17 protein-coding genes and 1 pseudogene are annotated in these 19,290 nt (G+C 73.1%); 6 read left to right on the forward strand and 12 right to left on the reverse strand.

The window, feature by feature from the left end:
* The 3 genes and pseudogenes from OP86_RS36680 to OP86_RS18910 all read right to left on the reverse strand — a co-directional run.
* Positions 1-210: pseudogene (locus OP86_RS36680) on the reverse strand (hypothetical protein); the annotation flags it as partial.
* A gap of 256 nt (positions 211-466) precedes the next feature.
* Entirely contained in the window at positions 467-1,927 is a 1,461-nt protein-coding gene (locus OP86_RS33655) for a hypothetical protein (RefSeq protein WP_051830257.1), read from the reverse strand.
* Entirely contained in the window at positions 1,924-2,601 is a 678-nt protein-coding gene (locus OP86_RS18910) for an RNA polymerase sigma factor (RefSeq protein ID WP_234434805.1), read from the reverse strand. Before OP86_RS18910 ends, OP86_RS33655 begins: the two co-directional genes overlap by 4 nt.
* A 339-nt stretch (positions 2,602-2,940) precedes the next feature.
* Here OP86_RS18910 and OP86_RS18915 point away from each other — a divergent pair, with 339 nt between their 5' ends.
* Positions 2,941-3,918, forward strand: coding sequence for a helix-turn-helix domain-containing protein (locus tag OP86_RS18915; protein ID WP_033332485.1), 978 nt, complete (start codon positions 2,941-2,943; stop codon positions 3,916-3,918).
* Positions 3,919-3,979: 61 nt separating this feature from the next.
* On the opposite strand, the gene OP86_RS18920 is transcribed toward OP86_RS18915, so the two are convergent.
* The 7 genes from OP86_RS18920 to OP86_RS18950 form a co-directional block, all read right to left on the reverse strand.
* The gene (locus OP86_RS18920) at positions 3,980-4,753 is read right to left on the reverse strand and encodes a MerR family transcriptional regulator (protein WP_030056641.1); all 774 of its coding nucleotides are present in this window, start codon (positions 4,751-4,753) and stop codon (positions 3,980-3,982) included.
* 62 nt (positions 4,754-4,815) lie between these two features.
* Entirely contained in the window at positions 4,816-6,042 is a 1,227-nt protein-coding gene (locus OP86_RS18925; RefSeq protein ID WP_418952585.1) for a hypothetical protein, read from the reverse strand.
* A gap of 138 nt (positions 6,043-6,180) precedes the next feature.
* On the reverse strand, positions 6,181-7,317 hold the full coding sequence (locus tag OP86_RS18930) for an LPXTG cell wall anchor domain-containing protein (RefSeq protein ID WP_157849781.1): 1,137 nt from the start codon (positions 7,315-7,317) through the stop codon (positions 6,181-6,183).
* Between the two features lie 332 nt (positions 7,318-7,649).
* Entirely contained in the window at positions 7,650-8,276 is a 627-nt protein-coding gene (locus OP86_RS18935) for an NAD(P)H-dependent oxidoreductase (protein WP_078588490.1), read from the reverse strand.
* 85 nt (positions 8,277-8,361) lie between these two features.
* Positions 8,362-9,246, reverse strand: a complete 885-nt coding sequence (locus OP86_RS18940) for an NAD(P)-dependent oxidoreductase (RefSeq protein WP_030255874.1) — start codon at positions 9,244-9,246, stop codon at positions 8,362-8,364.
* A 133-nt stretch (positions 9,247-9,379) separates the two neighbouring features.
* A complete protein-coding gene (locus OP86_RS18945) occupies positions 9,380-9,805 on the reverse strand; it encodes a YunG family protein (RefSeq protein WP_051830258.1) in 426 nt (141 codons plus the stop codon).
* 158 nt (positions 9,806-9,963) lie between these two features.
* Positions 9,964-10,524, reverse strand: coding sequence for a GlcG/HbpS family heme-binding protein (locus OP86_RS18950; protein ID WP_030056634.1), 561 nt, complete (start codon positions 10,522-10,524; stop codon positions 9,964-9,966).
* Positions 10,525-10,865: 341 nt separating this feature from the next.
* On the opposite strand from OP86_RS18950, the gene OP86_RS18955 reads away from it, so the two are divergent.
* Together OP86_RS18955 and OP86_RS18960 are read left to right on the forward strand one after the other, a co-directional pair.
* Entirely contained in the window at positions 10,866-12,095 is a 1,230-nt protein-coding gene (locus OP86_RS18955) for a sensor histidine kinase (protein ID WP_051830259.1), read from the forward strand.
* Positions 12,092-12,754 carry a response regulator gene (locus OP86_RS18960; RefSeq protein WP_051830260.1) on the forward strand — a complete coding sequence of 221 codons (663 nt, stop codon included), beginning with the start codon at positions 12,092-12,094 and terminating at the stop codon, positions 12,752-12,754. Before OP86_RS18955 ends, OP86_RS18960 begins: the two co-directional genes overlap by 4 nt.
* A gap of 556 nt (positions 12,755-13,310) precedes the next feature.
* Here the strand turns inward: OP86_RS18960 and OP86_RS35935 are convergent.
* A complete protein-coding gene (locus tag OP86_RS35935) occupies positions 13,311-13,805 on the reverse strand; it encodes a hypothetical protein (RefSeq protein WP_051830261.1) in 495 nt (164 codons plus the stop codon).
* A 412-nt stretch (positions 13,806-14,217) separates the two neighbouring features.
* On the opposite strand from OP86_RS35935, the gene OP86_RS18970 reads away from it, so the two are divergent.
* From OP86_RS18970 to OP86_RS18980, 3 genes are all read left to right on the forward strand, one after another.
* Positions 14,218-15,000, forward strand: coding sequence for an alpha/beta fold hydrolase (locus OP86_RS18970; protein WP_030056629.1), 783 nt, complete (start codon positions 14,218-14,220; stop codon positions 14,998-15,000).
* Positions 15,001-15,217: 217 nt separating this feature from the next.
* Positions 15,218-16,336: a nucleotide disphospho-sugar-binding domain-containing protein gene (locus OP86_RS18975; RefSeq protein WP_030056628.1), complete on the forward strand. Its 1,119-nt coding sequence runs from the start codon at positions 15,218-15,220 to the stop codon at positions 16,334-16,336.
* Between the two features lie 361 nt (positions 16,337-16,697).
* Positions 16,698-17,540, forward strand: coding sequence for a hypothetical protein (locus OP86_RS18980; protein WP_030056627.1), 843 nt, complete (start codon positions 16,698-16,700; stop codon positions 17,538-17,540).
* Here OP86_RS18980 and OP86_RS18985 read toward each other — a convergent pair.
* Positions 17,470-19,155: a PE-PGRS family protein gene (locus OP86_RS18985; protein ID WP_234434816.1), complete on the reverse strand. Its 1,686-nt coding sequence runs from the start codon at positions 19,153-19,155 to the stop codon at positions 17,470-17,472. The two genes, OP86_RS18980 and OP86_RS18985, sit on opposite strands and share 71 nt — an antisense overlap.
* Positions 19,156-19,290: the final 135 nt, after the last annotated feature.

The raw sequence follows: 19,290 nt of genomic DNA on the forward strand, positions 1-19,290 counted from the left end.
GGTGCTGGGCGCCTCGGGGGTGGGGGCGGCCGGCAGGGCGGGGACGGCGCCGGCGCCGGGCGTCACCGAGACGGCCGCCGGGGTGGAGACCGGGGCGGAGGCGGCGGCCGGGGCGCCGTTGTCCGCCGGACCGCAGGCCGTGACGCCGACGGCGGCGATGACGGCCAGCGGAACAACCTTCGCAATACGGGCGATAACGGACGCGCTCATGTGACAGTCCCCCCAGAGACCTGGTGATGGTGGTGGTCGGATGAACGGGCGCCTTCCCTCGCGCCCCGAGGAGCCGGCCCGAGCCCCGGCTCCGCCGGCTCGCTCTCCCCGCCTCTCACCCTGATAGACGTCCATCCCGCCGGGGGGTTGCAGCCGGGTTCCGAATATTTCTCGCGAGCTCTCCCCGGAACGCCGAAAGGCGCCGCGACCAGGGGAAACCCCTCGTCACGGCGCCTCAAGGACGGCCCGCCGCAGGCTACTTGACGACCGCCACCGGAACGTTCTGCTCACCCAGGACGGTCAGCGGCCCCGGCGGGTACGGCAGCGTGGCCTGGACGGCCAGCGGCATCGTCCCGGGCCCGTCCGCCGGGTCCAGGGTCATCCGGTACGTCACCTTGCGGGTCGACCCCGGCGCCAGCGGGAACCAGGCCGCCTTGCTCACCATCGCGTAGTCCATGCCGCCCCCGATCGAGAGCGGCACCTGGGTCCAGCCGCCGCCGTCCTGGCGCTCCAGCGTGCCGGCGTTCATCAGCAGGACCGAGCTCGGCGGCGTCCCCGCGTACTCCTTGGTGAACACCAGCGGCTGGACCTGGTCGTAGGTCTTCTGGCCGGTGTTCCGGTACGTCACGGTGAAGGTCACCGGGGTGCCGTTGGCGTGGATCTGCTGCCCGGCACCCAGGCCGCCGTCGACCGTGACGGCGATGTCGTTGCTGCTGTTGCTGCTGCTCGACGAGGAACCCGACGCAGGCGCCTTGTGGCCGCTCACGTCCAGGCTGTTGACGATCGACGCCAGACCCGCCTGGTAGTCGTCCTTCAGCCCGTTCGCCACCACGAACACCTGGTCCGTACTCATCCCCCACAGCTGGGCCGTGAAGGTGTCGCCGGGCTTGCAGGTGACCTTCCACTGCGTCTTGTCGACCGTCTTCCCCGCCGTCGTCGGACGGCTCCGCACGGGCGAGCCGATCGAGGAGTAGCCGTTGGCGGGGAAGTAGGGGCGGCCCCAGATCGGGCAGTTCGGCTGGTGGCCCCAGCCGCTCTCCGCGCTCAGGTCGGCCATCGTGGGCCAGGCGCCACCGTCGAGCTCGTCCGGGCTGTTGTACGCCACGACCAGGACGCCGTACGGCTCGCACTTCGCCGGCGCCCAGCCCTGCTGCGGGTCCGTCGGCGCGCCCGGGCTCAGGACGCAGACCTGGCTCTCCGAGACCGGCACCGCCTTCCAGCCCGCCGGGACCTTGAACTTGACGCCGCGGAAGGAGTACGGGGTCGCCGAGCCGGCCGGCGGGGTGGTGATGGTGGACGACGGCGCGGAGGACGGGCCGTCGGCCAGCGGGAGCTCGGTCTCGGGTTCGCCCGTCGGGGAGCCGGTGTCGGTGGGGGTGGCCGTCGGACTGGGGGCGGTGGTCGGCTCCGCGGTCGGGCTGGGGGAGGTCGTCCCGGTGGCGGCCGGCGGCGGGACGACCTGGTCGTGGGCGACCGGCTCACCGTGGAAGGTGAGCACGCCGAGCGCCATCGCGGCGGCCAGGCCGAGCGGCACGGTGACGGCGTACACCGGGCGCAGTCGGCGGATCCGGGTCTTCGGGGGCGCGGCCGGGCGCAGGCTGTTCGCCGTGACCAGGGAGGCGCGGGCACCCATCGCCTCGCGGAGCAGCCGTTCGGTCGGAGTCTCGGCCGGCCCGTCGCCGTCGCCGCCGATCCGGCGGGGGAGCTTGTCGGTCATCGAACCTTCTCCAGGTGCTTTTCCAAGGCGTCCAGGGCACGACTGGCCGTGGACTTCACGGCGCCCCGGGACAGTCCCAGGGTCTCGGCTATCTGCGCCTCCGACATGTCGGACCAGTAGCGCAGCACCAGCACCTCGCGCTGGCGGGGAGTCAACTCCTGCAGGGCCACGAGCACCCGCCGGTGCTCGTCGTTGAGCACCGCGTGGTCCTCGGCGGACGGCGCGTCGGCCTCGTGCGGCGGCACGTACTCGCGGGCGGTCTTGCGGCGGCGCAGCATCGACCGGGCACCGTTGACCACCGAGGTCCGCAGGTAGCCGAGGGCGTTGTCGAGGTCGTCCAGGTCCTCGCCGTACCGCTGGTAGAGCTGGGTGAAGGCCTCCTGGACGACGTCCTCGGCCAGGTCCTGGTGGTCGACCAGCAGTACTGCCATCCGGACCAGGCCGAGCCGGTGGGCGTGGTACAGGTCGGTCAGGGTGGGCCGGTCGTCCGCCGGCTTTCGGCCGCCTCGCAGCAGCCGGAAGCCGGAACGGCGCTGCTTCGCCTGCTGCTCGGTGACGGGGCCGGCGAGCGGCTCGCCGACCTCCTGCGCGCCGAACAGCACGGCGATCGCGCCACGGACGGAGAAACCCCGCCTCGCTGCCGGCGCGACGGTCGGCCCGATGGCCATGGACATGTGCGCTTCCGCTTTCCCCCGGGACGGTGACGGCGTTCGCCGGACCGTCAGGACACCTGATCAAGATCGTGATCGGGGGGATCCTCCCAGCTGCTCTCGGCCCGGTCCCCTCCGCCCCCGTAGCAATGGACGTGTGGCCGGCGTGGAGGTTGCAGGCGGGTTCGAAGAAATTTCCGAGCCGGCCGGGGCGGCTACACTCACCGGCATTCCGCCACCCGTGAGCAGGGGGTTCGCATGACCGAGCAGAACGTCGAGGGCCCGGTCGGCATCGGTACGGAGGTCGGCCCCCGGTTTCGGCCGCGGCCGGTGGACATCGCCATCGGCCGGCGCCCCGAGCCCGTGCACGACGTCGCGGTGTACGCCTTCGACGGCATGACACCGTTCGAACTCGGCGTGGTGGTCGAGGTGTTCGGGCTGGCGCGGCCCGAGCTGACCGGGCTGCTGGCGGCCCCCTGGTACGGCCTCAAGGTGTGTGCCGACCGCCCCGGGACAGCACTGGACACGGTCGGCGGCTTCGCGCTGACCGCCCGGCACGGGCTGGACGAGCTGGCGGCGGCCGACACCGTGGTGGTGCCCGGAGTGCCGAACGCCTTCGGCGGCGACGTCTCCCCCGGGCTGGTCGCGGCGCTGCGCACCGCGCACGAGCGCGGCGCCCGGATCGTGTCGATCTGCTCGGGCGCCTTCGCGCTGGCCGCCGCCGGGCTGCTGGACGGCGGGGAGGCGACCACCCACTGGCGGTACGCCGAGCTGCTCCAACAGCGCCACCCGGCGGTGCGGGTCAACCCGGACGTGCTGTACGTGGACAACGGGTCCGTGCTGACCAGCGCGGGCAGCGCCGCCGGGATCGACCTCTGCCTGCACCTCGTCCGGCGGGACCACGGCGCCAAGGTGGCCAACAGCGTGGCCCGCCGCTTCGTGGTGGCACCGCACCGGGACGGCGGGCAGGCCCAGTTCATCGAGGCGGCGGTCCGCCCGGTCGAGGAGGAGGACGACGGGATCGGCCGCAGCATGCAGTGGGCGCTGGACCACCTGTCGTCCCCGCTGACCGTCCCCGTGCTGGCCCGCGCCGCCCGGATGTCGGACCGCTCCTACCTGCGGCACTTCACCGCCCGCAACGGGACCAGCCCGATGCGCTGGGTCGTCACCCAGCGCATCGCGGCCAGCCTGCCGCTGCTGGAGTCGCCGGACGGGACGGTGGAGGAGATCGCCGCGGCGGTCGGTTTCGAGAGCTCGGCGACCTTCCGCCACCACTTCGGCCGGGTGATGCGCACCTCGCCGACCGCGTACCGGCGCTCCTTCGGGCGCGGGGTGGCGTGACGCGGGTGGCGTGACGCGGGTGGCGTGACGCGACTCGCCGGTGCGGGGCGGCGTGACGCGGTTACGCGTTCTCGCGCCGGTCCGCGTTGGCGACGATGGCGTCGTGCAGCCACTGCGCCAGGCCCGGGGCGATGGTCTCGTACGTGCTCGTCCAGCGCGGGTCCGAGACGTACAGGCAGGCCAGGCCCCGGTGGATGGTGAACGTGCAGTCGTAGAAGTTCCGGCAGATGTGCTGCCGGTGCTCCTCGGCCAGGTCCGTGGCCACCGTGCCGTCGGCGGGCTCGCCGGCGGTGATCGCCTCGGCCAGGCGGGTGTTGAGCTCGGTCATCTCGGCTTGGATCCGCTGCCAGTCGGCCTTGGTGTAGTCGCCGGTGCGGCGCTGGGACTCGGCCCAGGCGGCGGTGTCGCCCCAGCGCTGCTCGGCCTCCTGCTCCCACTCCTCCTGGTAGCCCTCGCCGAAGATCTCGAACTTCTCCTCCGGGGTCAGCTGAATGCCCATTCTCCGTGCCTCCATGGCGTGTTCGACGGCTGCGGCGAGCTCCTGGAGGTGACTGATCCGGTCGGTCAGCAGCCGGTGCTGCCGCCGGAGGTGTTCGCTCGGGCTGACCGAGTCGTCGTCCAGGATCGCCGCGATCTCCTCCAGGGGGAATCCGAGTTCTCGGTAGAAGAGGATCTGCTGCAGCCGGTCGAGGTCGGCGTCCACGTACCGGCGGTAGCCGGACCGGGTACGGCCGGCGGGGGACAGCAGGCCGATCTCGTCGTAGTGGTGCAGGGTGCGGACGGTCACCTTGGCGGTCTTCGCCACGGCGCCGACCGAGTAGCCCTCACTGGTCATCGGAGTTCCTCCCTGGTGCTGACCACCACCCTCGGCTCTCACGTCGCGTGAGGGTCAAGCCCTCAGGACCCGGCGCCGACCAGCACCCGCTCGCGCCGCCGGGCCGACCGGCGCCCGCCGTCGCCCTGACCGGTGGCTCGCGGACGGCGGGGCTGCTGGGTGGGCCAGAGCAGCACGTACGCGGCCGAGACCACCACGAAGGCGAGCCGGACGAAGCCCCGGGCCGAGTCCGACGGGAGGAGCAGCGTGCCGCCGTACAGCGCGGCCAGCGCGATCCAGCTCCACCACGGGACGAGCCGCTTCTGCCCGACCGCGTCCCAGAGCAGGGTGCCGAGCAGGATCGAGGCCGTGTAGTAGGTGTAGACGCTCGGGTCGAGCAGGATCCGGGCGTCCGCGCCGAGCAGCACCACGGCCGGCCAGCGGCCGCGCCACACCGCGATGCTGCCGAGGCCGAGGCCGAGCGCGAACTGGGTCGGGCGGTCCCACCAGGGGGTGGCGGGGTCGGTCACCCCGAACCAGCGCAGCGCGGAGGCGGGCTGGTTGGGGATGGTGAACTTGGCGGCCGCCATGGTGTCCAGGTTGCCCAGGTAGAACGGCAGCCAGGCGACCGCCACCAGGGCGGCGAACCAGAGCGCGGTGCGCAGCCAGGCGGGCCGGGGCAGCGCCAGGATCAGCGGGGCGAAGGCGATCGCCCAGGGCTTGGAGTCCACCGCCAGCGCCAGGAAGATGGCGACCTGGGTCGGCTTGCCGCGGGCCAGGGCGTGTGCGGCCAGGGTGGTGAAGAACAGCGCGAGGACGTCGTCCAGGTGCGCGAAGCGGACCGACACCTCGACCCACATCGGGATGAAGGCCAGCCCGGCGATCAGCAGGCGCTGCTGGAGCCGGCGGTGGTTGGTGCCGGTGCCCAGGTAGTAGAGGGCCGCGGTGCGGCCGACCACGACCAGCATCACCAGGCCGAGCGCGGCGCTCGCCGCCTCGGCGATCAGCTGGCCGGTGTGCGGCGAGAACGGGGCGGTGAGCCGGGCCGCGGCCAGGCTGACCGGGCCGATCTGCAGCTCCGGGTGATGGGCGTAGAGCGACAGGCCGCCGTCGGCCTGACCGCTGAAGAGCAGCTGCTCGCCCTGGCGCAGGTAGTGCCAGGAGAAGCCGCCGCTCGGTTCGACCAGGAAGAACCAGAGCACCGTCCAGGCGACCAGCAGAACGTGGTGCCGACGGAACGGCAGTCCCGCGATGCGCCCGGTCGCCGCCTCGTAGTCGGTGGTGGCCCGTGCCGTGCGTACTTCCCGCACCTGTCCTCTCCCCGCCGGTTCCGCCCCCCTCCGGCCGGACATCCTATGTGACGGAGGAGTACCGTCCGTGCCGCCCGCAGGTCCGTCCGGTGGACGGGTGCGGGCGGCACGGGGTACTCGGCGAGTGCCCCCTGCGGGTCAGCCCTGCTGGCCCGCCTTGCGGCGACGCAGCACCACGAGGGTGCCGACACCGGCGACCAGGACGGCACCGCCGGTGGCCGCGATCGCCGTGGTGTGATCGCCGCCACCGGTGGTGGCCAGGGCCTTGTCCGCGGTGGCCGCGGAGGTCTTGGCCTTGGTGACGCCGCCCGGGGTGATCTTCGGCGGGGTGACGGTCGGGTTCTGCACCGGGAAGTCGATCGGCTGCGGGGCGTCGCTGCCGCTGTCGCCGGACGGGACCGGGGCGGTCGTCGCACCGGAGTCGGACGGCGAGGCGGACGGCGACGCGGACGGCGAGGCGGTGCCGGTGGCCGGGGTGGTCGGCGCCGTGGTCGGCGTCGTCGGCCCGGTGGTGGGCGTCGACGTGGTCGTCGCGGTGCCGCTCGGCGACGCGCTGGAGGTCGCCGAGTGGCTCGGCGTCGGGCTCGGCTTGCCGGTCTTGGTCGGGGTGGGGGTCGGGCTGGGCTTGCCGCCGCCGGCCTTGATGGTGAAGCCGGCGCCCTTGATCCCGTCGCAGCTGAAGCGGCCGTTGTCGTGCTCGTCGTTGGCGTCGGCCGAGAAGACCACCGGCACGACACCGGCCTTGCCCAGCGGGGCGTCCTTGGTGAAGGAGGCGCGGACCTTGATGTCGAGGCTCTTGCCCTGGGCGACGAAGAGCAGCGCGTCGTCGGCGGCGTCGCCGCCGCCGGTGACGCCGCCGAGGAACATCAGCACGGCGCTGTCGTCACCGTCGCCGCCACCGGGGGCGATGACGGCGGTCTTCCAGGTGCCGCCCCCGGGGAGCGAGGCCGGCAGCTGGTACTCCAGCTTGAGGTCCTTCGCCGCGAGCGAGCCCGCCTTGTTCTTGAACTTCAGCATCGGGTAGGCGACGAAGTCGGTCTTCGTCGAGTTGTCGATCCGGTAGGTGAACTCGCGGGCGTCACCACCGGCGAAGAAGGTGCCCGGAACACCGCGCACCGAGAGGTCGAGGGCCTGGTGGCCCGCCTTCTCGGCCGGGGCGGCGGCGGTCGGGGAGCCGGTGGTGCCGACGGCCATGGCGCCCTGGGCGCCGGCCAGCACGAGCGAGGACGCGAGCGCGGCGGCACCGGCGAGGGCAAGACTGCGACGTATGGACAAGGGAGACCTCACGGACGTTTCCGGGCGAGGCCCGGGCGCGAGGGGCGGCCGAAGACGCCGCGTCCCCCCGCGAAGCTGAAAGTGCGACGGAGAGTACCGAACGACCCGGCCGCTCCGGAAGGCGGGTGCCGCACTGTGACCGCGGCTTGGCCGGGGGGCGCCCGGTTCGTCCAACTCCGTCCGGTGGTAAGGCTTTTGTGCTTTGCCAAATGATGACCGGAGAGTGACGGGTACACGCCCGAAGGACCGTACCGTACGCACGGGCGTGGTGCCGGGCGCCGGCCCGGGCGGGTCGGCCGCCCGGACTGGGCGTCAGCCGTCGGGGCGGAGCGTCAGCCCGCGAAGAAGGACTTGGCCGCGACCAGCGCCCGCTCGTCGCGCAGGACGTCCCCCGGGCGGGTGCCGTTGCCGAGCAGCGCGCCGCCCCAGCGCATGCCCATGTACTCGGCGGTCAGCCGGAGCGTGCCGATCAGCGGATCGGCCATGTCGTCGCCGGTGGCGAGGGCGGTGACGCCCCAGATGGTGCCGCCGCGCATCCCGGCGCGGAAGTCCACCCCGGGCACCCGGAACCAGGCGGACCAGTAGTCGAGGTAGAGCTTGGCGCTGGTCGGCAGCGAGTACCAGTAGAGCGGTGCCACGAAGACCAGATCGGTGGCGGCCAGGGTGGCGTCCAGCAGGGTCCGCTCGTGGCCGACCGGCTCGGGGTAGCGGCCGTCGCCGGTGTGCCGCAGATCCTGGAACGGCGGCAGCGGGTGCTCGCTCAGCCGCAGCCAGCGCTGCTCCGCCCCGTCGGGCAGGCTCGCCTCGGCGGCCAGCCGGGCCAGGCGCGCGGAGTTGCCGTCGGCGCGGGCGCTGGCGTCGAGGAACAGGAAGCGACGCGGCGCTTCGGCGTGGGGCTGCGGATCGGACGGCTGCTCGGGCTGCAGGCCGGACGGCTGCACGGCACGCTGGTCGGACATCGGAACTCCCCCGTGAAGTACTGCGGACGGAGGTGCGAGCAGCCGCCGCGTGCCGGTTATTCCGCGCCCGCGCCCCGGACGGCCGTCATTCGGGCAGCCCGGCCCGGCGACGGGCGACCGCAGCGACCGCCGCCCAGTCCTTGTCCCCGTCGCCGTGCGCCAGCGCGTCCAGGAAGGCGTCCCGCAGGATGCTGCCGAACGGCAGCGGCACGTGGCGCGCGGCCCCCGCGTCCAGCGCGAGACCGACGTCCTTGAGCCCGAGCGGCAGTCGGAACCCGGCCGGCTCGTAGCGCCGTTCGGCCACCATCGCGCCGTAACCGGAGTAGACCGGCCCGGGGAAGAGCGTGCCGGTGAGCATCTCGATCAGGTCGGTCGGCCGGACACCGTTGGCGTCGGCCAGGCTGCACGCCTCGGCCATCGACTCGATCGCGCAGGCCAGCAGGAAGTTGGTGCTGATCTTGGCGGTGTTGGCCTGCCGGGGGCTGTCGCCGAAGTGCCAGGTGCGCTGCCCCATCGCGGCGAACAGCGGCTCGGCCCGGGCCAGCAGGTCCGCCTGGCCCGCGGCCAGGATGTTCAGCAGGCCCTCCGCGGCGACCGGCGGCCGGCCGAGGACGGGCGCGGCGACGTAGCCGATGCCGTGCTCGGCGTGCAGCGCCTCGGCCCGTTCGGCGAGGGCGAGCGAAACGGTGGCCATGTTGACGTGCAGGGTCGCCGTGGCGCCGGCCAGCAGGGCGGGGTCGAGCAGCAGCCGTTCGACCGCCTCGTCGTTCGCGAGCATGGAGACGACGGTGTCGGCGGCGAACACCTCGGCGAGCGAGTCGGCCGCCTCCGCGCCCTCGGCCACCATGGCGGCCACCGACTCGGGAGAGCGGTTCCAGACCCGTACGGTGTGACCGGCCCGCAGCAGGCTCCCGGCCATGCCCCGGCCCATCGCACCCAGCCCCACGAAGCCGACCGTCGTCCCGGTCATCCGCGCACTCCCATCGCCGCCGTCGATCACTGCGGCCGACTGTACGTCAGGACGCGAACCGCCCGGGGCCCCAGGGTGCTCGGGCCGTACCGGGCGCTCAGGCTGCGCGGGCCGTTCAGGGCGCGCGGGCTGCTCAGGCGCAGGCGTGCGCCGGGAGCCGGGTGCGGTGCACGGCCGCTCCGCGCTCCAGCTCGGCGACCACCCGGCTGCGCAGCAGCTCGTACTGAGCCTGCAGCCGGCCGGGGCGGGCCGGGCGGGCGACCGGGCGGCCGGGGCCGACCAGCTCGTCGGGGCCGAACTGCTCGCGGGTGAGGTCGATCTCGAAGCCGGTGGCGAAGCGGTTCCACCAGTGGAGGTCCGTCCGGACGCCGTCGACGTGCACCTCGCCCATCATCAGCTCACCGCCGAGCAGGTCGTGCACCACCATCGCGGTGACCCCGCACTGGCCGCGGGCGGGATTGTCGGGATGCCAGTGGGCCAGGTCCTCGGGCGCACAGGTGTCGACACCCCAGGAGGAGCGGATCGCACGTTCGATGTCGTTGAGGGTCCACGCCGTCATACCGGGAAGCCTGCCACGCGGCACTGACAGCGGCACCGGCTTTTCGAAGGGTCACCCCGTGTTCTGCGGCGACCCTCCCGCCGTTCACCCGAACGAGTCAACGGCCCGGCCGGCCGGGCGTCCCGTCGCACGGGACGGACCGACCGACCGGGTCCGCCTCACTTGGCCAGGGCGGCGACGCCAGCCTGCGCGAACTGCTCGTCCAGGTCCCCGCTGGGCGCGCCCGCGACACCGATGGCCGCGACCGGAGCGCCCTTGGACTGCACCGGGGCGCCGCCGGCCAGGAACAGCGTGCCCGGGATGTCCTTGAGGTTCGGGGCCTGGGCCAGCCGCTTGGCCAGCTCGGAGGTCGGCGCGTTCCAGGAGACCGCGGTGAAGGCCTTGCGCTCGGCCGACTCGGGGGACTGCGGGCCGGAGCCGTCGCCCTTCAGCAGCACCCGGGTGACGCCGTCCCGGTCGACGACCGCGACCGAGACGTGCTGACCGGCCTTGTCCGCCGCGTCCAGGGCGGCCTGGGCGGCGCGGGTGGCGGCGTCGATGGTCAGGCCGGTGCTCTGGGCGAGGTTCTTGTGCTGGGTGTCGACCTTCACGGCGGCCGGGGCGGCCGGGGTCTCGGAGGTGTCGGCGCTCGCCGAGACGGCTCCCACGGTGGCGGCGGCGAGCGCGGCGGCGGCGACGGTGCCGGTCAGCACCCGGGTGCGCACGGAGGTCTTCTTCATGGTCCAGCTCCTCAGCAGGTCGGCAGGTCAGCAGGTCAGCGGGGTGGTGCGGGGGGATCGGGGGCCGCCGGGCCAAGGGGGGGGCGCCCGGCGGCATGCTTCGATCCTCCGGCCGAGGACGGCGCCGCCACATCGACGGTCCGGCGCGAGCGTCCGGGCACGATGGGGGACGGCCGCGTCAACCGATCGGCTGATGCGGCACCGGGCCGGACGGGCCACCATCGAGGGATCGGCGCAGGTCAGTGCGGACGCCCGACTCGTGCCCTGCCCGTGCGTGCCCCGTGCGTGCGCGCCCCGCCCGCGAACCGCCCGCGCGTCGCCCGTTCGACCAGGAGCCACCCGTGCCACCGCCCCGCACCACCGACCCCGCCACCGGCCCCGCCGCCGGTCGCGACGCCGGGGACCCGGACGCGGGCCGCCTGGCGCTGCTGCTGGACTCCGCCTTCGTGGTGCTGCTCGCCGCCTCGCTCAACCGCTACCTCAGCCACCACTCCGGCAGCGCCCAGGCCCCCTGGGTGGTCGGGCTGAGCGCCGCCCTCGCCGTCGCCCAGCCGGCCGGCTCCTGGCTCGACCACCACCGGCCGACCTCGTCGGGCCGGCGGCGACGGTGGCCGCCGGCGCTGGTGGTCGTGCTCTGGGTGGTGCTGGTGCTGCTCGCGCCGAGCTTCGCCTGGTGCGCCGTCCCGCTGATCTACACCGCGCTGCGGGCGCTGCCCGCGAAGGCGGCGATCCCGCTGGTGGGCGCCCTGACCCTGCTGGTGGTGATCGCCGAGATCCGGCTGCCCGGCGGGGTGGACGCCACGCTCGTCCTGCTGCCGCCCGCGGTGGCCGCGCTCGCCACCGGCGTCTTCCTCTTCATGGCCCGGCAGGCCGCCCGGCAGCGCGCGCTGATCACCGACCTGGTCCGCACCCGGCGCGAACTCGCCGCCACCGAGCGGCGGGAGGGCACCCTGGCCGAGCGCGAGCGGCTGGCGATGGAGATCCACGACACCCTGGCGCAGGGCCTGTCCAGCCAGCAGATGCTGCTGCAGGCCGCCGAGCGCACCTGGGACGCCGACCCGACGACCGCCCGCACCCACGTCCGTACCGCCGCCGAGGTGGCCGCCCGGAACCTGGCCGAGGCCCGCCGCTTCGTCCACGACCTCGCGCCGGCCGAGCTGGCCGACGGCCGGACGCTCGACCAGGCGCTGCGGGCGCTGGCCGGGCGGGAGTCCGCCGAGAGCGGGCTGCCGGTCCGCTTCCACCTGGACGGCGTGCCCGTACCGCTGCCCGCCGCCGCGCAGTCCGCGCTGCTGCGGATCGCCCAGGGCGCGCTGGCCAACGTCCGCGAGCACGCCGGGGCGTCGACGGCGGCGATCACGCTGTCCTTCCTCGGCGACCAGATCGTCCTGGACATCGCCGACGACGGGCAGGGCTTCGACCCGGACGCCGCCGGATCCGGGGGCGTCCGCGGCCACGGACTGCCCGCGATGCGCGCCCGGCTGCGGCAGCTGGGCGGCACGCTGACCGTGGAGAGCGCCCCCGGCGAGGGCACCGTCGTCTCCGCCGCGATCCCCCTGGAGCACCGATGAACCCGACCCCCGCGCGCACGGCCACCGACCGGACGCCTCCCGTCCGGCTGCTGGTCTGCGACGACCACGCGGTGGTCCGGGCCGGCCTGCTGGCCCTGCTCGCCAGCGCGGGCGACATCGAGGTGGTCGGCGAGGCCAGCACCGGGGAGGAGGCCGTCGCCCTGGCCGCCCGGCTGGCGCCGCAGGTCGTGCTGATGGACCTCCAACTCGGCGACGGCATCGACGGCGTGGAGGCCACCCGGCGGATCACCGCCGCCCCGGGCGGGCCGTACGTCCTGGTGCTCACCACGTACGACACCGACGCCGACATCACCCGGGCGATCGCCGCGGGCGCCACCGGCTACCTGCTGAAGGCCGAGCGGCCGGAGGAGTTCTTCGCCGCCGTCCACGCGGCCGCGCAGGGTCGTACGGTGCTCTCGCCGCCGGTCGCCTCCCGGGTGATGGCGCAGATGCGGGCGCCCTCGCCGCAGCTCACCGAACGCGAGCAGGACATCCTCGAACAGCTGGCGCAGGGGCTGGGCAACCGGGAGATCGCGCGGGCGCTGTTCATCAGCGAGGCGACGGTGAAGACGCATCTCGGGCGGATCTACGACAAGTTGGGCGTGGACACCCGGGCGGGCGCGGTGGCGGTGGCGAAGGAGCGCCGGCTGCTGCGCTGAGTCCGCGGCGGCCGGGCCGCCGCGGGCCCGCCTGGACCGGCCGTCGGCTGCACTGGGCGGTCGTGCCGTGTCACTGCGTGCTGTCATGATGCTGGGAATGTCGGGTTCCGGGCCGGCGCGCGGAAGGGCGCACCGCCCGGCCCGGTGTGCGCGGCCCGGCCGCCGGGCGCCGTGATCGGCCCACAACTGCCTGGTCCGGCGCCCTTCACGGGCGTACCGACCGGTCATCACAATGTGGATGTTTCGTGGATCTCGCTATTGACAAACCAACCACGCGGTTTGTTAGCGTGAGATCACGACGTCCCCGGGGGTGGGGGCTCGCCGGGGCCTGTGCGGACCGCTCTCGCCGGAGGGTGTCGCCAGGGGGGGAACGGCGGGGCTTGCCGGGGTGTCGGGGGGAGCGGCAGCGCCGAAGCCGCGCGAGGAGGCGGCGTGGAGCGAGTCCGGGGGGATTCGCTCCACGCCTCCCCCGGTCCCCTTCCGCCCTCCTGCCGCCACCGGCTTCCGCGCTCCCCGCTTCGCCGTTACGCCGTCATGCCGTCATGCCGTCGGGCCGTTACGCCAGCGCGCTCCAGTACGGGCAGCACACGTACGGCAGCGGCGCCGAGTCGCGACCGCCGTCCGCCGACAGCGCCGGGAGCCGCTCCGACCGGGCCACCCCGGGCGAGCTCGCGGTCAGCCCGGCCTCGCCCAACTCCCCGAAGCGGAGCGCCAGTCGGTAGCCGTCCGGGGTGGTCGCGGTGACCCCTTGACGGTCCCAGTCGGCGTTGAGTGACGTGATCGTCCAGCCGCGCCGCCGCCAGTGCCGCTCCACCACGTCCACCAGCACCGCCCGCCGGGGCAGCGAGACGACGGTGAGGATGTCCCGCCCCCGGGTGACGTACCAGTGCAGCTCCGACTCGCACCCCGCCGACCCGCGCCCCGGCTGGGACAGCCGCGCGCCCGCCCGGGGCACCGCCTCCTGCCAGGCCGGCGTCGGGGCGATGGCGTCCAGGGTGTCCTGGAGCAACGTCTCGCAGCGTTCGGCGGCGCCGAGTTGATCGACCGCCACCCCCGGCTCCGGCCCAGCCCCCGACTCCGCCTCAGGCCACCGGGCGGGCGCGGCCGACCCACGATCGGGGCGACCGCCCGGGCATCCGGTGTTCAGTTCGGCACCACCTGACTGCACAGGGCCCTCCGTACTCCTCCCGGTATTCAACCCGGGCGGGGATTCCATCACTGCTGGGACGGCGAGCGGGTACGGACAGTTCCACCCCCACCACTCCCACGCCACTCCTTCACGAGGCGAATTGCACTGCACGGTGCAGTTGAATCACTGATCTGCACCGTGTAGTTTACTTCTCGTGCCGCCGACGGGCCCGCCCCGCCCGGCCACCCCGCCCCGGAACGCCACCCGCCCGGAACGCCACCGCGGCCGGAGCCACCGCACCCCGGGCCGCCAACCACTTCGAGAGGACCCCGCCATGCCCACCATCACCGTCGGCACCGCCCGCATCCCCTACCGCGTCGTCGGCGACGGCCCCGACACCCTCGTCCTGGTCCACGGCACCGGCCCCGGCTCCGGCATGTGGGACGGACTGCTGGACGCCTTCACCGACCGCTACACCGTGCTGCTGCCCGACCTCTCCGGCAGCGAGGCCGCCGAGGACGACGGCGCCGCGCTCACCCTGGAAACCCTCGCCGCCCAGGTCAACGCCGTGATCGACGACGCCGGCCGCGGCCCCGCCGACGTCCTCGGCTTCTCGCTCGGCGCCGTCGTCGCCACCGCGGCCGCCGCCCTGCGCCCCGACCAGGTCCGCCGGCTGGTCGCCGCCGCCGGCTGGATCAGCGCCGAGCAGGACGAGTACCTGCGCCTCTCCATGGCCACCTGGCTGTCGCTCGCCGAACACCCCGGCGCCTTCGGCGACTACGCCACCCTCACCGCCTTCAGCCGCGGCTTCCTCAACCGGATCGGCCGCGCGGCCGTCGAGGCCAACACCGCCTACATGCAGCCAACTCCCGGCACCCTGCGGCACATCGCCCTGGACCTCAGCCTGGACCTCACCCCACTGCTCCCCCGCGTCCAGGCCCCGGCCCTGGTGATCGGCTGCACCCAGGACGCCACCGTCCCCGTGGAGAACACGCGCCGCCTGCACGCCGCACTCCCGGGCAGCGCCTACGCCGAGTTCGACACCGGCCACATCGTGCTCGCCGAGCAGCCCGAGGCGTTCACCAGGGCCGTCCGCGACTTCCTCGCCGCCGCCTGACGCCCGGCTGCGCGCCCCCTCCGCCCACCCGACCCGTCGGCACCGGAGCACCGGACGGAGCACGGCGCGGAGCGCGGGGTGGAGCACACCATCGCCCCGGTAACAAGTCCCTGCTCAGAAAGGCCGATTACCGCGCATGGTGATCCCAATAAAATTGACTGGACGTCAACTTCGGAGGTGAGACTGCCATGTCAGTTGACTTGGTAAGGAGCAGACCATGCGCATACTCTTCGCCGGCCCCGCCGCGGCCGGCCACCTCTTCCCGATGGTGCCGACCGCCCAGGCGCTGCGCGCCGCCGGACACGAGGTCCTGTTCGCCAGCGGGCAGCCGCTCGACCAGCTCCGGAGCGCGGGCTTCCCGGTCGTCGAGATCGGCGACGGCCGGACCCTGCGGGAGATGTTCGCGGAGCGTCTCGGCGGCGAGGTCGAATACGTCAACCGGGACAAGACGCAGGAAGAGATCTTCGACATGGCGGCCGCGATCTTCGCGCACGCCTCCCGCCCGGACGTCGACGGCCTGCTGGCGGCCGCCACCGGCTGGGGCGCCGACCTGGTCGTCCACGACCCCTTCCACGCCGCTCCCGCGCTGGTGGCGGCCCTGCTCAAGATCCCGTCGGTGGTCCACAACTTCGGGGTCACACCCGGCCTCCCCATGGCCAAGCTGATCGCCTCCCACTTCGCCGACGTCTACGAGCAGCACGGCCTGACCGGCCCGGCCGGCGCCACCGCGCTCAACGTCGGCCCGCTCGGCGGCGACCCGGACGGCCTGTCGATGCGCTACGTCCCCTACAACGGCGGAGGCGTGGTCCCGACGGAATTCCTCCACCCGGCCGACCGCCCGCGGATCGTCGTCACCCTGGGCACCGTCCTCGCCGAGATCGACGGCGTCCGCGCGGTCGTCCGGCTGGTCGAGTCGGCCGCCGAGGTCGACGCCGACTTCCTGCTCGCCGTCGGCGGCGCCGACCTCGCCCCGCTGGGCACCCTGCCCGCCAACGTCCGCGGGCTGCCGTGGGTCCCGCTCAACGAACTGCTCAGCCGCGCCGACGCATTGGTCCACCACGGCGGCTCCGGCACCATGCTGACCGCCCTCCAGGCCGGACTGCCCCAGCTGCTCCTCCCCCAGGGCGCGGACCACTACATCAACGCCGACGCCCTCACCGCCACCGGCGCCGCCCTGCGCTCCACCTCCGACGCCGTCGACACCGCCCTCCTCGACCGCCTCATCACCGACCCCGACCTCCGCGCCGCCGCCGACCGCCTCCAGGCCGACAACGCCGCCCTCCCCACCCCCACCGCCCTCGTCCCCACCCTCGAAGCCCTCACCACCACCCCCTGACCCCACCCCCGGCCAGGGCCACCCCGGCCCTGGCCCGACGGGCAGACGGCGGGCGTCCCGGGGCAGGCCCGGGCGGCGAACCGGGCCCGGACAACGCGAAAGCCGCAGGTCGTATGACCTGCGGCTTTCTACTACTGGAGCGGGCGACGAGAATCGAACTCGCGCTCTAAGCTTTGGGAATCTTTGGCCCTTCGGACCACAAAGCCCCCCTGACCCGCACCGATACCTGCGCATCCAGCCTGTCGGACACCCGGCGCAGACCGCTGCTGTCCGCCGTTCCCTCCGATGTCGCCGTCCCGACCATGACGAACTGCCAGGGAAGTGGTAGCGGGAATCCACCCTGACCTGGCTCAATAGCAGGATGGAGATCGGCGAGAGGTGGGCCTACCGAGCCCAGCCCAATTTGCTCGGCGGCGCAGTCCGCCAGGTGGAGATCGTCCGTGTCGGCGGCCCTCGCCGGACCTCGCAGGTGCATGTCCGGTTCCTCGAAGGCGAGGACGCCGGCCTGCAGGACTGGGTCGCTCCGGCGTCCCTGGTCGCGCTGTGGGACGACGTCGCGGCCTTCCGGGCCGACGACGACGCCGAACTCGCCCTCGCCGAGGCGTCCCGACAGGTGCGGAAGACCGCGGAGTTCGAGACGGCCCGGATGGTTCTCGGCTTCGCCCGACCCAAGAGCCGGCTGCGACTGCGCACAACCGTGGCCGATGCCGGCGTTCTGGAACTCACCGCTCTGGACGCCACCGCTGAGCAGTTCGGGCTCGACGCTGATGCGCTTCGGGCCGACCCGATGCTCCATGAGAACCGGACCGGCCTGTTCCTGGCAGGCTGGCCAGTCACCGAGCGGATCGCCCGGCGCGCCGCAGAGGTCCTGGCCGAGGACATCCTCCCGGAGGTCGAGCGCAGGCAGGAGGTTCTTGACCGAGAACGCGCGCAGCCCTCATGGCAGTCGTGGAACCGCCGCGACGACCGAAAGCTGCAGGCCGAGGCCGACGTGCTCGGGACCGTCCGAGAGTGGTGCGGCCATGAGCAGGTGGAGCGCTTCGACGAGTTGCTCGCGCTGCGGGCCGAAGTCGAGCGACTCGGCACGATCGTCGAACGGGCGTTGAAAGCCCTGCGCGACCGGGGACACGGTGTCATAGCCTCCACCATTGAGCGCGACCTCGGGGTCCGGGTTTCCACCCTTGGTCCCGAGGTACGGCGCTGACACCGCGCCACACATCGGTCTGCTGCCGTGACGGGGTCGGCTCTGCCGGCACTGACTCCTTCTCCGGCCGGTGCGGGTTCCACCCGTCGAGGAAGGGGCGGAGCTCATCAGGCGTAGGCTCGGTGTCGAAGACTTCTACGCCGAGCCCGCTTCGGGAAGCCGTCGGGTCGATCCGATTGGCCTGGGCCTTCCCCCAGACGGACCATTCCCGGAATCGCTGCGCCTCTGCCGCGTCGTCGGCCCGGCCGGCGGCCTCGTCCAGCGCAGCGCAGAACTCCCGGATCTCCCGCGCGCCTTGCCAGCGTTCCAGAGCCGACCCGAACCTCTCAAGGCGTGATGCCTCGGCGGCCTTGACCCGGGCTGCAGCGACAGCGGCCTCCCAGTCCCGCTGCCGGCACGCCCTCTCCTCGGCGGCCAGCCGCTGCCGCTCGGCTTCGGCCCTCTCCCGCTCCTCCCGCAGTCGGCGTTGTTCAGCCTCGCGTTCCAGCCGAAGGCGCTCCTGTTCCTCGGCACGTACCTTCAACGCCCGGAAGAGCGAAGTGATCTGCTCCTCCAACAGTCGCTTCGGCGAGTCGGCACAGTCCTTCTTCCAGCCGGCGCCGTATCCGTAGCCGCCACCGTGCGCCTCGACCAGCTGAAGGTCGAGCTCGCCGGACGGCTCGGACCGGTAGGCCGGAGTCACCCGCTGCCAGTCGTAGGTCTTGCGCCGTCCGCTGGTCCGGGGCACGAACTGGACCAGCTTCTGTCGCTCCTTGAAGCTCAACTCCCATGTCCTGCCGTGGACGGAGAGCAGTGGCCGCGGCTGTTTCCGCTTCTTGGAGATCGTCACGTCACCATGGCGTGCCAGCGCTTCCTGAGCGATGAGTCGGACGATCGACAGGACGCGGGGGAGCACCTCCTCGGAGATCTCGAAGGCACTGTGGTCTGCCGCCAACGCTGCGATCACATCATCCACGTCCGTGATGACCCGGCTACGCTGGAGCCGGATCCGGTTCCACTCGGTCTCGTCCAGCCCGTTGTCGCGCAGCAGACCGAGGAAGAAGTCACCCTTCTCCCGACCGCTGTACTTCAGCTGGTAGCCGTCAGGCGCGCACCTGCGAGCCGCATCGAAGGCCCGGCGCAGCCTGCCTCGTTCCTCCGGCGACGGATCGGGAATCCTCAGGATTCCCCCTGCCTGCCGGACCTGTTCGATCAATGCCTGACCGCTCGCCGCCCCGGATTCCTTCGGCGCTTTCGGCTGCTGTCGCACTGTTGGTGTCGGAGTGCCTGCCCTGGCTTCCGGCCGACCCGTATCCGCGGGCCTGCTCTGTGGCGCCGGACCGATGGAACCCTTCGCCTTGGGCTTGGTCAAGGGCTTGGGAGCCATGCCCGGACGGTCCGGGTGATGCCCGTGTTCCAAATAGAACCGGCCTGCATCGGTGATCTCAGCCTGCCACTTCACCCCTTCGCCCTTCGGCATGGAGATGAGGCCGCGCCCCTTGAAGGCACGAGCTGTAAGGGCGAACTCGGGCTCACCAGAAGTGACCGGGCTCTCGCCCCCACCGATGCGGTCAAGAAGAGCGAGCTGACGCTCATTGAGAGGTGACCAACGAAGCATGCTGCCGTCGTACCCCATCAGCACCAACAGAGACAACCACCTCGCGCCGGGGACCAAGCCTCGCGCAACCGCTGCGCGCCGAACACCAACGGCACTCGGGCTCTGGAGGCAGGACAGCCGAGGCTTCACTCCTCAACGCGATACGTTGGCACT

The sequence above is a fragment of the Streptomyces novaecaesareae genome, assembly GCF_000716875.1.
Lineage (GTDB): Bacteria > Actinomycetota > Actinomycetes > Streptomycetales > Streptomycetaceae > Kitasatospora > Kitasatospora novaecaesareae.